The 14,083-nt window shown below is 32.2% G+C and carries 12 protein-coding genes and 3 pseudogenes; 7 read left to right on the plus strand and 8 right to left on the minus strand.

Annotation, left to right across the window (positions count from 1 at the left end):
* Window positions 1-73 precede the first annotated feature (73 nt).
* The 5 genes and pseudogenes from ABWU45_RS05740 to dnaG all read right to left on the minus strand — a co-directional run bounded on the left by ABWU45_RS05740 (window position 74) and on the right by dnaG (window position 5,275).
* The gene (locus tag ABWU45_RS05740) at window positions 74-475 is read right to left on the minus strand and encodes a cytochrome c-type biogenesis protein CcmH (RefSeq protein WP_010401557.1); all 402 of its coding nucleotides are present in this window, start codon (window positions 473-475) and stop codon (window positions 74-76) included.
* Window positions 459-1,472 carry a hypothetical protein gene (locus ABWU45_RS05745; RefSeq protein WP_353278183.1) on the minus strand — a complete coding sequence of 338 codons (1,014 nt, stop codon included), beginning with the start codon at window positions 1,470-1,472 and terminating at the stop codon, window positions 459-461. Before ABWU45_RS05745 ends, ABWU45_RS05740 begins: the two co-directional genes overlap by 17 nt.
* A gap of 7 nt (window positions 1,473-1,479) precedes the next feature.
* On the minus strand, window positions 1,480-1,827 hold the full coding sequence (locus tag ABWU45_RS05750; protein ID WP_006013713.1) for a ferredoxin family 2Fe-2S iron-sulfur cluster binding protein: 348 nt from the start codon (window positions 1,825-1,827) through the stop codon (window positions 1,480-1,482).
* Between the two features lie 354 nt (window positions 1,828-2,181).
* A pseudogene (locus ABWU45_RS05755) lies at window positions 2,182-3,443 on the minus strand (Na+/H+ antiporter NhaC family protein).
* A gap of 98 nt (window positions 3,444-3,541) precedes the next feature.
* Window positions 3,542-5,275 carry a DNA primase gene (gene dnaG / locus ABWU45_RS05760; protein ID WP_353278185.1) on the minus strand — a complete coding sequence of 578 codons (1,734 nt, stop codon included), beginning with the start codon at window positions 5,273-5,275 and terminating at the stop codon, window positions 3,542-3,544.
* 145 nt (window positions 5,276-5,420) lie between these two features.
* On the opposite strand from dnaG, the gene ubiG reads away from it, so the two are divergent.
* From ubiG to tsaB, 3 genes are all read left to right on the plus strand, one after another.
* Complete coding sequence (gene ubiG, locus ABWU45_RS05765) at window positions 5,421-6,587, plus strand: bifunctional 2-polyprenyl-6-hydroxyphenol methylase/3-demethylubiquinol 3-O-methyltransferase UbiG (RefSeq protein WP_010401578.1); 1,167 nt, start codon at window positions 5,421-5,423, stop codon at window positions 6,585-6,587.
* Between the two features lie 107 nt (window positions 6,588-6,694).
* Window positions 6,695-7,825, plus strand: a complete 1,131-nt coding sequence (locus ABWU45_RS05770; protein WP_264331070.1) for a dicarboxylate/amino acid:cation symporter — start codon at window positions 6,695-6,697, stop codon at window positions 7,823-7,825.
* On the plus strand, window positions 7,825-8,430 hold the full coding sequence (gene tsaB / locus ABWU45_RS05775) for a tRNA (adenosine(37)-N6)-threonylcarbamoyltransferase complex dimerization subunit type 1 TsaB (RefSeq protein WP_264377894.1): 606 nt from the start codon (window positions 7,825-7,827) through the stop codon (window positions 8,428-8,430). The genes ABWU45_RS05770 and tsaB overlap by 1 nt, the downstream gene beginning before the upstream one ends.
* Here tsaB and ABWU45_RS05780 read toward each other — a convergent pair.
* Window positions 8,400-8,984 (minus strand): AAA family ATPase, encoded by a 585-nt coding sequence (locus ABWU45_RS05780; RefSeq protein ID WP_264377893.1) that lies wholly within the window; start codon window positions 8,982-8,984, stop codon window positions 8,400-8,402. The genes tsaB and ABWU45_RS05780 overlap by 31 nt on opposite strands.
* A gap of 235 nt (window positions 8,985-9,219) precedes the next feature.
* On the opposite strand from ABWU45_RS05780, the gene ABWU45_RS05785 reads away from it, so the two are divergent.
* Entirely contained in the window at window positions 9,220-9,930 is a 711-nt protein-coding gene (locus ABWU45_RS05785) for a class II aldolase/adducin family protein (RefSeq protein ID WP_007302673.1), read from the plus strand.
* 176 nt (window positions 9,931-10,106) lie between these two features.
* On the opposite strand, the gene ABWU45_RS05790 is transcribed toward ABWU45_RS05785, so the two are convergent.
* The gene (locus tag ABWU45_RS05790) at window positions 10,107-10,754 is read right to left on the minus strand and encodes a heme exporter protein CcmB (protein WP_264374763.1); all 648 of its coding nucleotides are present in this window, start codon (window positions 10,752-10,754) and stop codon (window positions 10,107-10,109) included.
* A 108-nt stretch (window positions 10,755-10,862) separates the two neighbouring features.
* Between ABWU45_RS05790 and ABWU45_RS05795 the strand changes: the two genes are divergently transcribed.
* The 3 genes and pseudogenes from ABWU45_RS05795 (at window position 10,863) to tnpC (ending at window position 13,238) form a co-directional block, all read left to right on the plus strand.
* Window positions 10,863-11,240, plus strand: a complete 378-nt coding sequence (locus ABWU45_RS05795; protein ID WP_353278187.1) for a TraR/DksA family transcriptional regulator — start codon at window positions 10,863-10,865, stop codon at window positions 11,238-11,240.
* Between the two features lie 115 nt (window positions 11,241-11,355).
* Window positions 11,356-11,790 (plus strand): annotated as a pseudogene (locus ABWU45_RS05800) (IS4 family transposase); the annotation flags it as partial.
* A gap of 95 nt (window positions 11,791-11,885) precedes the next feature.
* Window positions 11,886-13,238 (plus strand): IS66 family transposase, encoded by a 1,353-nt coding sequence (gene tnpC / locus ABWU45_RS05805; protein WP_353279066.1) that lies wholly within the window; start codon window positions 11,886-11,888, stop codon window positions 13,236-13,238.
* Between the two features lie 22 nt (window positions 13,239-13,260).
* On the opposite strand, the pseudogene ABWU45_RS05810 reads toward tnpC, so the two are convergent.
* A pseudogene (locus tag ABWU45_RS05810) lies at window positions 13,261-14,071 on the minus strand (IS3 family transposase); the annotation flags it as partial.
* Window positions 14,072-14,083 lie beyond the last annotated feature (12 nt).

Below are 14,083 nucleotides of genomic sequence, written 5' to 3' on the forward strand. Positions count from 1 at the left end.
TTATTTAACACTCCCAACTCATGTTCGTATAGTAGCTACTTGCATTTGTTGTAAACTCACTTTTACTCTATAGTTATCTTTTTACTACTTTATCTATTTTCTGAACTGATTTTCGTATTAGAAAACATCCAATAAGAAGAATTATAAAAGGAATAAACCATAAAATGTAGGTACTAGATTTTACAGGTGGTACAATGATAATTGAATCTCCATAAGAATTTTTTAACTCTGAAACTATTTGCTCGTTAGTATATCCATCACTGATCTTCTTGCGAATTGTCTTACGCATACCATATGCAACTTGAGACTCAGATTCGGATAATAATTCACCAGAGCATACTGGACACTTTATTACTGCAAATAAGCTACTTGCTCGCTCTTCCATGCTTTCGTCTCTTAGTTTATCATCCAAAGTAAAAGCATTTATGCTTAAATGGAATATCAATGTAAAAAGTAAGCTAATTACTATTCTCATTCTTGGTGAATTGAGTGATAAAATCAGTAGTGGATAATTTTCCAATAAAGCCTGAACCTACATTATTGTCGTATTTTATTGAAAATTGAATGTCGTTATCAGTGATTTTTTCTGATAAGGAAGATATTGATTTTTCCAATTTATCTGCAGTCTTTGAATCATTAGTCACAAACGAAATTAATTCTTTATAATTTGATATGGCTACATTGATTTTATCTTCAAATGAAGATGTAACTAAATTGTAATTATTTACTCCACCATTCGCAGCAATAGAAAAGTTATTACTCTCAATCAAAAATTTTTCTATGTTGAAATTAATCTTAGAAGCTGAAATATGGTTTACAAATTCATAATCTAATTTAGCGTCGACACTAAGGTAATTTTCAGGACTTGCAGTATGTTTATAACGGTAAGTATAAAAATCAAATTCTAGTTTAGTATTTTCATTCAGTTCTTTATCAAAGTGAAATTGAATGTAATTACTTTTATCATTCACTTCAGTTATAACACTTTGCTGATTTTCTAAAACATCACATTTTAATCCATAATCTTCGTAACGAAATGTATCTATATATTCTATTACAGTGCTATTTCTGTTGAATTTTAATGAAGATAGTAAATCATTTAGTTTAACAACAAAGTGGCTACTCACGTGTGTGTGACACTTTATATTCTTTTTCTCATCACTACGGACAGCAATGTTTACTTTATTGCTTGGTATATAGATATATACTGACTTATCAAATAATCTGTTTTTTATCATTAAAGCTTCAGATGAAACAGTTAATTGCTCATTAGAAAATTTTGGATTCGTTACACGAAAAACTAGGTTAAAAGGAAATCCCTTAAAATCATGTGAAATATCAACTTTTTCGTCATTAATGTAATCAGTTAAAAGACTTTTTACCTTAAATGCAGAAAAATACCAAAAACCACTATACGCTAGAGGAATAAACAAAGGTAAGGAGATGAGAATATAGATAAAAATTTTACGCATTATCCTCTTATTTATCTAATGATATATTTCTTGTACCTCTGGGCACGGTTACGCACAAACCGTCAATATCTTTTGTGATTTTTATTTGGCATCCAAGCCTCGATGTCTCTGTTAAACCGAAAGCTAGATCCAGCATGTCATTTTCCTCATCAGATATAGGATTATGTGTTTCTACAACATCATAAAATTTTGGATCAACAATCACATGGCATGTAGAGCAAGCAAGAGAACCTTCACATGCACCTTCAAGCAGATCTGGATCACTTCTATGGGCTAAATTAAGAAGAGTTTCTCCCTCTGCAGCTTCATAACTTTTCTTACTTCCATCAGGTAAAATAAAAGTAACGGATGGCATACTATTAAAATCTCTACTAATTTCTCTATATTCTACAAATAATAACTAATATTTGCAAACTCTTTGTAATTCCATTGCCTATCTTTTGTAATCTGTATTCCTATTAGGACCTATATTTACTATCATATCTCATATAGTATTTCCTATTGCATTTATAATAAATAACAAGTTCGTAAAGATCATTTGGTAGAGCAAAAAAACTCAAAACCCTTTATGAATTTATATGTTCCCAGTATTCCTGAATTATTAATACCAAATCCCTATAATGATACTCTAAAACCATATGTCTGTTAGTACTATGCAAGAAAGCCATCCATGGTTAGCATAATTTCCACAAAGCTACAGAAGAGTTGTTTATGGTAATTGAGGAGCTACAACCACATGACGTCTGTCATTAATCACTATTTCACCTATCGCAACTGCTGCAAAAACAAAACAATAATATACTTTTGTTAGTACGATGATAGGTGACAGAGAGGCAATGCTGCTTGCTAGTAATACATGAGAACCATAAGGTAAGATACTTTTTGTGATAGAAGTAAATATCTCTAATAAGTACGCACTACGGTGTGGTGCAATGTTATATCTTTGCGCAAGCCTTTTAGCAATATTACTAGTTAATAAAATAGCAACAACATTGCTGGAAACTAAAATAGTAAACAGAGATGATATTCCCGCAATCATAAATTCAGCTTGAGTTTTTGTCATATTCACCTTATCGGTGAATATATCTATCTTTTACTGAAGAGAATAAATATCATTACTTCATTCATCTTATAAAAACCCCTATATATGTCACGAGAATATTCAATAAGAGAATAATCAAAAAAAGCTATTCCTAATATCCCAGCAATAACCATATTAATAGCTAATGTTACCAGAGTGTTTATTTCAAATAAACCCATAATTATTAAAGATATATAAGGGATAATTTTGACTATGGATAAATAATTCAGACTTGAGATAGAAACAATTTCTGTACTATTTGAAATTATTACTAGATAAATAAGTATTATAAGACCTGTAACAGATCCTGTCTTGAAAGTGAGTTTTATTTTATCCTTTACTGAAGCTCCTTGTGAAGAAGTAGCAGCAATAGTAGTGTCAGATATCATTGAAAGGTTGCTGCCAAACATAGCTCCACCTATCACAGCTCCAACACCTACTGCACAATCAAAAGCTCCATTTTGTGCTAAATTAACAGCTATTGGTGTTATAAGTGCAATAACTCCGATTGATGTGCCGATTGCACTTGAAATAAAAGTAGAAAGTAAAAACATTCCAGGAAGTAATAATCGTGCTGGAAGAAAGCGAATAGTTAAGTTAGTAATAACATTTATACTACCAAGCGATTCAGTAATAGTAGAAAATGCTCCAGCAAATAGAAAAATCAAACACACGGTAAGAGTAGTTTTATTACCCATACCTTTTATAAGTGTATCAATACTATGCTGAATTTTGTTTTTATTGAATAGAACAGCAAAAAATAATGCTGGTAATAAGCAAACTAACGGTGAAATTTGATGAAGAGGATTGCCAAGTCCGATAAAAGAAAAATAAATACCACTTCCAAGGTATAAAGCTAGAAAGATAATGAGAGGAAGAAATGCAAACACTTATCGTAGTTGAACAAATCGGAAGTATACTAGAACAAGCTATTTTAAGCAATCATCAATATATTGTTTTTCTACCAATTTTGAACATCTTAAGCCATCTACTTTTGAATAAATTCCATTTGCATTTCTTGTATACTATCCTCTATTTGCTTTATTTGTTCTATTAGCCTTTCCTCTAAGTCAAAATTACCGCCCAGCCTTGCTTTAATTTTTTCTTCTTGTAATACATTTAATTCTTTCCGTAATACTATGTTATTCCAGACAGTTTCTGCCGATCTCTTCTCACTTAATTGACTATTTAGTACGCTAGTTTTTTCAAATATAAACTTTATAACACTAGACTCCTGTAGCAGAATTTCTTTATTAAAGTTGCTCTCATTAGTTACCATATTAATTACGCACTGTTGTAATTTTTTCATCTCATTAGTAAATTCGAAATGAGAAAATTGCTCAAAAAATATAGGACGGTTCAAGATTTCAGGAAATTCTACGGCTATACGCAAAATTATGGCCTGATTTTGCTCTGCTTCAATTAGCTCTGGAGATTTATTGTAAAGATACTCACCTTTTGTTGCTTTGCTATTAAAAATCAGCTTTTTAAAGTTTCTTCTTAATTCACTGACCTTATTGTAAAAATAATCTCTATAATACCTTCTAATACTGCTGTTACCGATAGCATTGACATATTTCATGAACTTGTGCTCAAGAATTGAATATTTTTCCGGAGCAAATTTTTCATAATTTTGCAAATTGCTACCAATTATGTGATGCCATAAATATTCAGAGTGCAGTTCTGTTGAGCGGTTAAAAGCGGATAGTACATCTTCCGTCTTATATTCTAGTTCATTGCATATATCGTATGGGTCCTTGTTGCTTGGCAAAGTCACGAACTTCAATGTGTATCCAGGCTCCAGTATCGGCAGAACAAGTTCTGCAATTCGAATAGCAGCATGACATCCAGGACTATCGCCATCCATACAGATAGAAATTTCTTTAGCAAGTTTCCAAAGATTTTTTATCTGCTCTGCAGAAATTGCGGTACCAAGCGGAGCAACTGTATTGCTAATTCCCGCTTGATGTAGTGCTATTACATCCATATATCCTTCAACAACAAATAGATGCTGTTTTTTGCGTATTTCACTCAAAGCAAAGTTTAATCCATATAAATTTTCTCTTTTCTTAAAGAGCTGACTCTCTGGGCTGTTTAAATACTTCGGCTGTTGCTCAGAGTTCAGCGCACGTCCGCCAAAACCAATAACTTTGCCCGTGATGTTGTGTATAGGAAATATCAGCCGATCATAGAAATAATCACGAAAATTCTTATTTATTAACCCAACATCGATCAAAATCTCGTCTTTAATACCAGAGGAGTTCAAATATTCCTTCAAGCCAGAACTTGGTGCATAACCTATCTTAAATTTATCTATGATTTTGAGTGAGATCTTGCGCTGCCTTAAATAAGCCATAACACCTCGATTTTTCTGCGCGAACCAACTTGCAGCTAAATTCAGTGCTGAAAACAGTTTGTCATTTTCTTTAGCAAAGCTGAGGTTTTTGGGTAACTCAACACCTGCAACAGATGCCAATTTTTCCAACGCTTCCTTAAAACTTAAGCCCTCAGTTTGTGAAATAAATTCAAACGCATCACCATGAGCTGAGCAACCGAAACAGTAATATAAGCCCTTAACATTGCTGACCGAAAAAGATGGAGTTTTTTCGTTATGAAATGGGCAGAGTCCAACAAAACTATCTCCTCTTTTTATTAACCTAACTTTTTTTCCTACTATGTCGGACAACAATAATTTTGACTTTATAATATCTATATGATCCATTTTACCGAATGAGTAGTGGTAGGATAAAAATTATATAGAATTTATGCATATCTGACTCGAAATTTATTCAGAAAGATCAGGAGAGCTTGACAAAAAGCTCAAAATAAATTACCCATATAAATACCCTTAAGTTGCAATTTCTTATATGTCAGATGTGATATCAGTTGCTTCAGACCACGCAGGTTATGAACTAAAATCAGAAATAAAGGCTTACTTGGAAACTTTAGATTATACAGTGATAGACCGTGGCTGCACTGCTGAACAAAAGAGTGTAGACTACCCTGACTATGCTGCTGAAGTTGTAGAAGATATAACAAACAAAAAAGCAAATTATGGAATATTAATTTGCGGTACAGGTTTGGGCATGAGTACTGTGGCAAATCGTTTTGAAGGAATCTACGCTGCTTTATGTAATAGTGTTGAGATCGCAAAATTAGCTCGCGAGCATGGCAACGCGAATATACTTTGTCTTGGTGCAGGGTTTACTGCGAGTGGATTAGCAAAAGACATAGTCAAACAATTCCTCGAAACAGAATTTTCAAAAGAAAGTAGACATAAAGAACGCCTTGATAAACTTAGCAATATTAGCAAGAAAAAAACTACAAAAACTTATAACGAAGATGAAATATCAAAATTCGCTAAAATAGCAGGTGAATGGTGGAATGAGAATGGCAAATTCAAGCCATTGCACATGATGAATCCTGTGAGAGTATCATACATCGTTGAGAAAATAAAAGAATTAAAAAAATGCGATTTAAAAGAACTATCATTGCTCGATGTTGGTTGTGGTGGTGGCATTTTGTCAGAGTCAATGGCGCGTATTGGTATTAGCGTTGCGGGAATAGATGTATGTGAGGAAAACATAAAAGTGGCACAGTCGCATGCGAAGAAAGTAGGGTTAAATATAGAATACACACACACTAGCATTGAAGAGCTAAGCAATGACAAGAAGTATGACGTGGTTTTGTTGATGGAAGTGGTTGAACATGTCGATAATTTAGAGTTTTTCATGAAAAAAGCAATAGAGCTGTTGAAGCCAGAAGGGCTAATTTTTATATCGACGATAAATAGAACTATTAAATCCTTCTGTCTTGCAATAGTCGGCGCAGAGTACATATTAAACTGGCTGCCAAAAGGCACACATAATTGGAATAAATTTCTCAAGCCATCAGAAATTGCAAATCATCTAAGGGAAAACAATGTAACACTACAAGATATGACTGGTATGGAATATAATGTAATAAAGCGTGAATGGAACTTGACCAAAGGTGTGGATGTTAATTATATACTTTGTGGAAACGTTGTAATTTGAAATCTCATTCAAGTACTAGAAGGTAATGCAAATATTTTAGGCAGTTTTACTTTACTTAGCAGCTAATTTATCATATGTATTTCCATAGGATATCGCTATATTAGAATATGTTACAATTACTAACCTTACTTGCTGTTATCACTTCGGTTGTATTTTTTGGTCATCTAGTTCCAATGGAAGTGAAAACCTTCTTGTATTCAATAAGCCTTAGTATAAAAGAGATCTTACTATTTATAATGCCTTTTATTGTTTTTGCATTAATCTTTAGTAGTGTTAACAATCTTAAGCAGTCGGCTATAAAGTTTATATTATTACTTATTATAACGATTTTCTTGTCGAATCTAGCTTCAAGTTTAATAGCTTATTCTGTTGGGCATTTCATCACACAAAACACTTATTCAATACAAGATATAACATATGAAGAAACAATTGTTCCTTTATGGTCATTTAGGATACCTGCATTGCTTTCTAATTTTTATGCCCTTGCTTGTGGATTTGTGTTAAGCATATTAGTGTCCACAATATTACCAAAAAAAAGCAAAGAGCTCTCGAACAAAATGTTAGATTTAACTCTCTTTATTTTGAAGACATTTTTGACGCCAATTATTCCAATGTTTGTACTTGGTCTTGCTTTAAAAATGGAACATGATCAGGTTTTACCCATAATATTTAAGGATTACTCAATAATTTTTATTATTATATCATCTGCAACCTACCTTTATGTTTTTCTCTTATATGGAGCAGCAAATTCGTTCAAGATCACAAGCTGGATAGCTAGTATAGGTAATATGATACCAGCATTTATTACTGCAATGAGCACAATGTCTAGTAATATAGCTATGCCGCTTACTCTTGAAGGAAGCAAAAAAAATGTAAAGCAGCATGATATAGCATCGTCTGTTGTGCCAATAACTGCTAGCTTTCATTTAGTAGGTGATTGCTTTTTTATTATAATACTATCAATGATAATGACTTTTGGTGGTGCATTGTCTGCAACAGACTATGTGACTTTCCTTCTCTACTTTCTGTTATTTAAATTTGCTATTGTTGCAGTTCCAGCGGGAGGGATTATGGTAATGTTGCCCGTTCTTGAGAAGTATCTTAAATTCTCCCCAGAGATGCTTTCATTAATTACAGCATTGTATATAGTGTTTGACCCAATAATAACTTCAGCAAATGTTATGGGTAACGGTGCGTTCACTATGATGTTTACAAAGCTCTATGATAAGCTTAAGTGATGTCCATTCTAGCAATTAATACTGTAGGTGCTGGTAGTTCAATAGCAGTAATTGATTACGATGGTAATTGTTTTGTAGAACGCAATTCTGCAAACAATAGTCATGCAGAATCATTTTTTCAAATACTGAATACTTTGTTTGATAAGCATAATTACAGCTACGATAAAATAGACCATTTAGCAGTGATAGTTGGACCAGGAAGTTTTACTGGAATCAGAGTTGGTATATCAACTGCACAAGGTATAAATCTTGCTACAAATAAGCCGTTATATGGGGTTAGTGAGCTGGAAGCTCAAGCATATGCAATATCGCTACTTTGTGCAAATAGCAAAAAAAATATTAAAGCTATAATCGAAGACGATCAAAAGTTTTATACACAGTTATTTGATTTCAATTTGTTACCGCTATCAAATCCTGCTGTAGTAAGTGAACTTCAGCCTGAAACGGACTGCATTACATATATGGATTGCAGTTTACCAGAGTTAAATGCTAGCCATGCAGGGCTATTAGTCCGTTATAGACTAAAAAATAAACAAAAATTAAATGGTGTTGAGGCTCTATATTTAAATGAGCCTCAGTATATGAAATCGTTGCCTATTGCGTAAACACTATTAATTTGGCCAAGTTTGTACATCTGACTTACTATTTCTTCTGCTACTTCTTTTATACTCATATTTGAATTTTCTATCTCTATAGCATTTGGTGGCACAAATAAATTTTCCGCTCTAAATTTAATACTATTTATATTGGTAACCTTCCTATTTTTTCTTTGCTTTTTTAATATAGTACGCTCTTGTAATATCAATGGATTGCACCTAAGTACTATGGGAAGGATTTTTGTGCTCATTTTTTTACTAAGTTCTACTATTGAGTTATATATTGTTATGTTGTCATTATTATTTTTCATTAAGTCATCAAGAAATATATAATTTTTTGAATCAATTGGATAGGCTTCTACTGCCTGAAGCATAACCTGCACAATGTTATATATTCTATTTTGAACTTCTTTGGAAGTTTGATTATATTCAAATCCACTTACAATTAGTGCATTTATCATACTAGATAATACTATTGCTGTAGAAAGTTTACCACTTCCTGGAAGACCGGTGATATATATGAAAAATTTTGTTAGCTGTTTTTTTATGTCAATATTTACCATATTACTTTTAATATTAAAATCTACACTTATAATAACATAAAAACAAGGCTTTAAAACATATGAAATATTACATAAAAAGCCGTTTTTATAGTTAAAATATTATTTAATCTAGAAATGTAAACTCTAATCACCTAAGGCAAGTAAAAGTGCTTAGTATTTTAACGTAGGTTCACCTTTTAGTTTGTAATAAACTTTTTTTTACGTATAAATCTTTAGAAAATTTTAGTCAAGAGCTATGTTATTAACAAATAGTGAGTTGAAAAGAGACCTAGTTAACGCCTATCAAATTTTATCTTATCTTAAATTAGATGATCATACGTATACTCATCTCTCTGTACGTTCTGAAGATAAAAAGTCATTTTATGTTTATCCGTTTGGTATACGTTTTTATGAAGTAGATGAAAGTTCATTGATGAAAGTATCGTTTGATGGGAATATAATTGAAGGCAAAGAATATCAATATAATAAAACTGGCTATGTAATCCATGGCTTCATTTATCAAGCAAGGAAAGATATTCAAGCAATTTTTCATCTACATACACCTTCTATTGTAGCAGTTTCTTCTCTCAAGGATGGATTACTCCCAATAAGTCAGTGGGCGCTGCACTTTTATAATAAGGTATCTTACCATGATTATAATTCCCTGGCACTTGATGATACAGAAGGAAAAAGATTAATAGCTGATTTGAAAGAAAATTTTGTGATGTTAATGCGCAATCATGGATCTATAACATGTGGTCAGACTATACAAGAAGCAATGTTTTATACGTATCACTTAGAACAAGCTTGTAAAACTCAATGCCTGATGCTAGCAATGAATAGGGAGTTGTCAATTCCAAGTGAAGAAATTTGCTCAAAAGCCGTAAAGGATCTTCTGTCTTTCGAAAGCAATCTTGGTGAGAGAGATTGGCACGCATGGGTTAGGTTGATTAAAGGTAAGTTATAAAAGTTTCTGACTCTTCGATAGATATTAGATTTCTTGCATAACCAGCCAGTCTGAAATCCAATAATGGTTTCACACGCTGTAACTCTTCAATTCATGTAAGAAGTCTAATGTCTCCATCTCTACTTAAGTTAACACCCTTAACTAAGCAGATACAAGTAAATAACTAGTAAGTTTTTTCAATCCTGCTCCACAGCAAATTTTAATGCTATGTGAGTAGTTATAGTGCTGTTAACAATTAAAATGACAAAAACTAAGATGGTGATTAGTAGTGTATAAATATTCAAGGATAAATTTTCAAATTGAGTTAGCAATTTGAAATATACAAAAGTTGGCATTATCATTGGCAAAACAAGAATTTGCGACACTCCTGATGCTAAGTTATTTCGACCAATCATCAATGCATTTCCAGTAGCTGAAATATTAATGATTATCAGCGTATTAAATAATAAAGACACTCCAACTGCTATTGAATGTTCAATATTATTGCCTAGAATTGCAAAGCTGAACATGAAAGAAATCACTGAAATCGGTAACCCAAATAACAACCAGTGAGCGAAGATTTTATAAGCAACTATCAGCCTAGAAGAGAGTGGCTGCACAAAGATTTGCTCTAATATTCCATCATGATAATCAGATGTAAATAAATTATTTGTAGAGATCTGCAAAACAAATGTAGCACATATCCATGTTAATGTTAATATGACTTCTTGTTTACTGTTGTTTTCAAGTGTATATGAAGATAAACTTAACATTATAATAAAAATACATACTATATAAGTAAGATTATTATCATTTATTACTAATTTTTTTACCGAACTAATCATACCAGGATTTTAAATGTTTATTATAAATTATAGTGTTTACTTTGAGGGTAGTATAATTTTTTTTGTTTATAAGTTATATAAGTTTTAATATATTTTATTGATAATGCTATGGAAAAATTAATAAAAATAAAGTTACCGGAAGATTACGTTCCTTCAGAAAATGAAGAATATATGAACGTAAAACAACTGGAATACTTTAGCTTAAAGTTAAAATCAATACTCTATGAACTGGAGAAACAAGATCTAGAAGATAGTAGTATTTATTCTGATAGTGAAAATGGAGAATTAATTAAGCGCCGAAAAGATAGAAAAGAAAAAATTAAGGAGGCGTTGGAAAAAATAAAATTAGGCATTTATGGTTACTGCGATGGAACGGGAGAAGAAATAGGAGTCGAAAGACTTAAAGCTAACCCGCTTGCTATGTATTGTATTGAAGAACAAGAGAGAATAGAAAAAGAAAAGAACGTGTATAACATTAATGATTAGAACTTGTTGGGAGTGTTAAATAAACCATACGCGTCAAGTTAAGGAAATAAAGGTATGAAAGAGATAGAATAATAAGGTATAAGTTCTCCCAGATATACTTTTAGTGAGAGAACCAATGAATAAAATAACTAGCTTATCAAAAAAGCTCAAAGAATTTTTTAATGAAAAAGCAGAGAAAATCTCAATTACAACAAGGTTTATAAAAAGAAAGAGAAAGCTAAAAGGTTCATCATTCGTAAAAGCCATGGTCTTGGGTAATATAGGAGTTGATAATTGTAGCGTAGAAACAATGTGTCAATTACTAAACGAGGACTCGATAGATATAACAAAACAAGGTTTGGATTTTAGATTTACTGAAGAAGCAGTGGAATTTATGAAAAGGATGTATAATGAATCTGTGATTCTCTTTAAAAATATCTTGCAAGTTGATTGCAAAATCTTACAGCAATTTAATAGTGTTAAATTATTGGACAGTAGCTATATTACTCTACCTAACAGTATGGAAGAGATGTATAAAGGTTATGGTACTAGCTACAGTGGTATCCGTTCAGAGGTATGGTAAGGATAAAAAAGAATTGACATAACATATCAAAGTAATAATAACAGAAAATGTTGATAGTAAGGTAAGGCTAGATGCTTCAATTGTTGATCAGTATTGTAGAGTTATGTAAAAACTTAGAGCAAAAAGTAGCAAAGCTTGAAGAAAAAAATAAAATCTTAGAAATAGAGAATGCTGAACTAAGAGAGAGACTTGGCTTGAACTCAAGGAATTCATCTTTACCAAGTTCAAAAGAGCTGTACAAAATAAAAAAAGACACACCAGAAGATAAGTCAGAGGGTGGCAGGAAGATAGGGGGTCAAGTTGGTCATAAAGGAAATTATCGGATAAAAATGGAAGCAGATGAAGTAATTAGAGTAAGATTACATGATACTTGTGAATGTGGTGGAGAAATTGCAGTATGCAACAAACCCTATATTCACCAGAATGTTGATCTCCCAAAAATTAAGCCTTACGTAGTGGAATACCAACTAGAACATGGGCGCTGTCGTAAATGCGGAAAAAGAAGGAGTAGCAAATTACCAGAAGGAGTTACACCTGATACCTTTGGTCCTAGAGTTAAGTCAGTAGTTGCATCACTAAGTGGGTTTTATAAGAATTCAAAGCGAGAAATAGCGAATATCATGAAAGACATCTTTAACATGAGTATAAGTGTTGGTAGTGTGTCCAATAGCGAAGCAAGGGTCTCGTCAAAATGTAAAGAAGCCTATGAACAAATAGAGGAAGAAATGAAAGCAAGCGAAATTTTGCATATTGATGAAACCAGTCACTATAACAAAGGTAAATTGGAATGGTGCTGGATGTTTGCCAACAATAAAGCAAGTCTTATGAAGTTAGCAGATACAAGAGGAATGAAGTTTTTAAAGAATAGTGCATTTTGTGATTACAAAAATCGGGTAATTACCGACAGATATGGAGTTTACAACCACTTCAGTGATGAAAAACGACAAATTTGTTGGGCTCACTTATTGAGAAATTTCGAGAGGTTATCTCATAGCTGGAATAGTGAAGTAATGAGACTTGGCCATTGTTTAAAAGATGCAGCTAATGGATTATTTACATTAAAAAACGCTTTGTCAGAAAATGAAATTAGTATTTCAAAGTTCACTAAGCAAGCTAAAGAGTTACGAAGATTTATGCAGTACTGCATGATAAAAATATCTTATATACTTGAAGCAAAAGGAGCTTCACGAACGGTAAAGGGTATTATAAAATCCGAGCCAATGATGTGGACATTTTTGGATGATCCAGAGAATATTCCATTAACGAATAATCATGTTGAGCGACAAATACGGCATTATGTTGTCTATCGTAAGAATTCATATTTTGCACAGTCAGAGCGAGGGAATAGATTCCTTGAGCGGATAATTTCGTTGTATCTCACTTGGAGGCAAAAAAAGTTAAATCCATTTCAAAACCTTCTATCTATTGTCTCTTAAGCCACACCTCTGAACGGATACGTTTACCTTGTTTTAGAGCTTCTTTGAGAGTATAAAGGCAAAATCCAGCATCGAGATATGGTGATAATGAATGAGCAATAATATAGCGACTATACAAGTCCATTATTGCCACAAAATAGACAAACTTACCTTCTACCATAATATATGTTATATCAGTAGCCCATACCTGATTAACTCTACAAATAATCAAATCTTTGAGTAAATAAGGATATATTTTATGCTTTTTTTCTTTAATACTTGTATTACATCTTTTTCTACAATACAGCCCACTAATCTTCATTTTTTTCATAATTCTTAAGATTTTTTTGTGATTGACTACTACTCCACTCGCTATGATCTCAGCAGTAATTTTATGATATCCATAACGGCAATCAGAAGCCAAATATACTTCTTGAATCAAATTTCACTTTCGTTATTAATTATAGGCCTATAATATAGGCTAGATCTGCAAATCCCCAGTAAATCAGCCTGTTTCCTAATTGACAGATCAGAATCTTTTTCTATAAATCTTACTCTATCTTTTTTGCTTATTTCAGTAATTTTTTTTTCAAATAACTATTTTCCACTGTCAATTCTCCTATTACTTTATGTAAACTTTCTATTTCTTGCGCTAAGATTCTTTGTTTTCTCGCACTTTCACTTTCTTCAACAAATAGGTCTTTTAACCCTGCCAATACTCTATCACGCCAATCATATAGATTTGTTGATGGTATTTTATATTCACTACATATCTCAGCTGTGCTTCTTTGATTTTTTATTGCTTCCAAAGCTATCTTTGCTTTTAACTCTGGTTCATATTTTTTTGTTGCCATACTTTTACCCCT

The organism is Wolbachia endosymbiont (group B) of Longitarsus flavicornis (assembly GCF_964028135.1).
Taxonomy (GTDB): Bacteria; Pseudomonadota; Alphaproteobacteria; order Rickettsiales; family Anaplasmataceae; genus Wolbachia.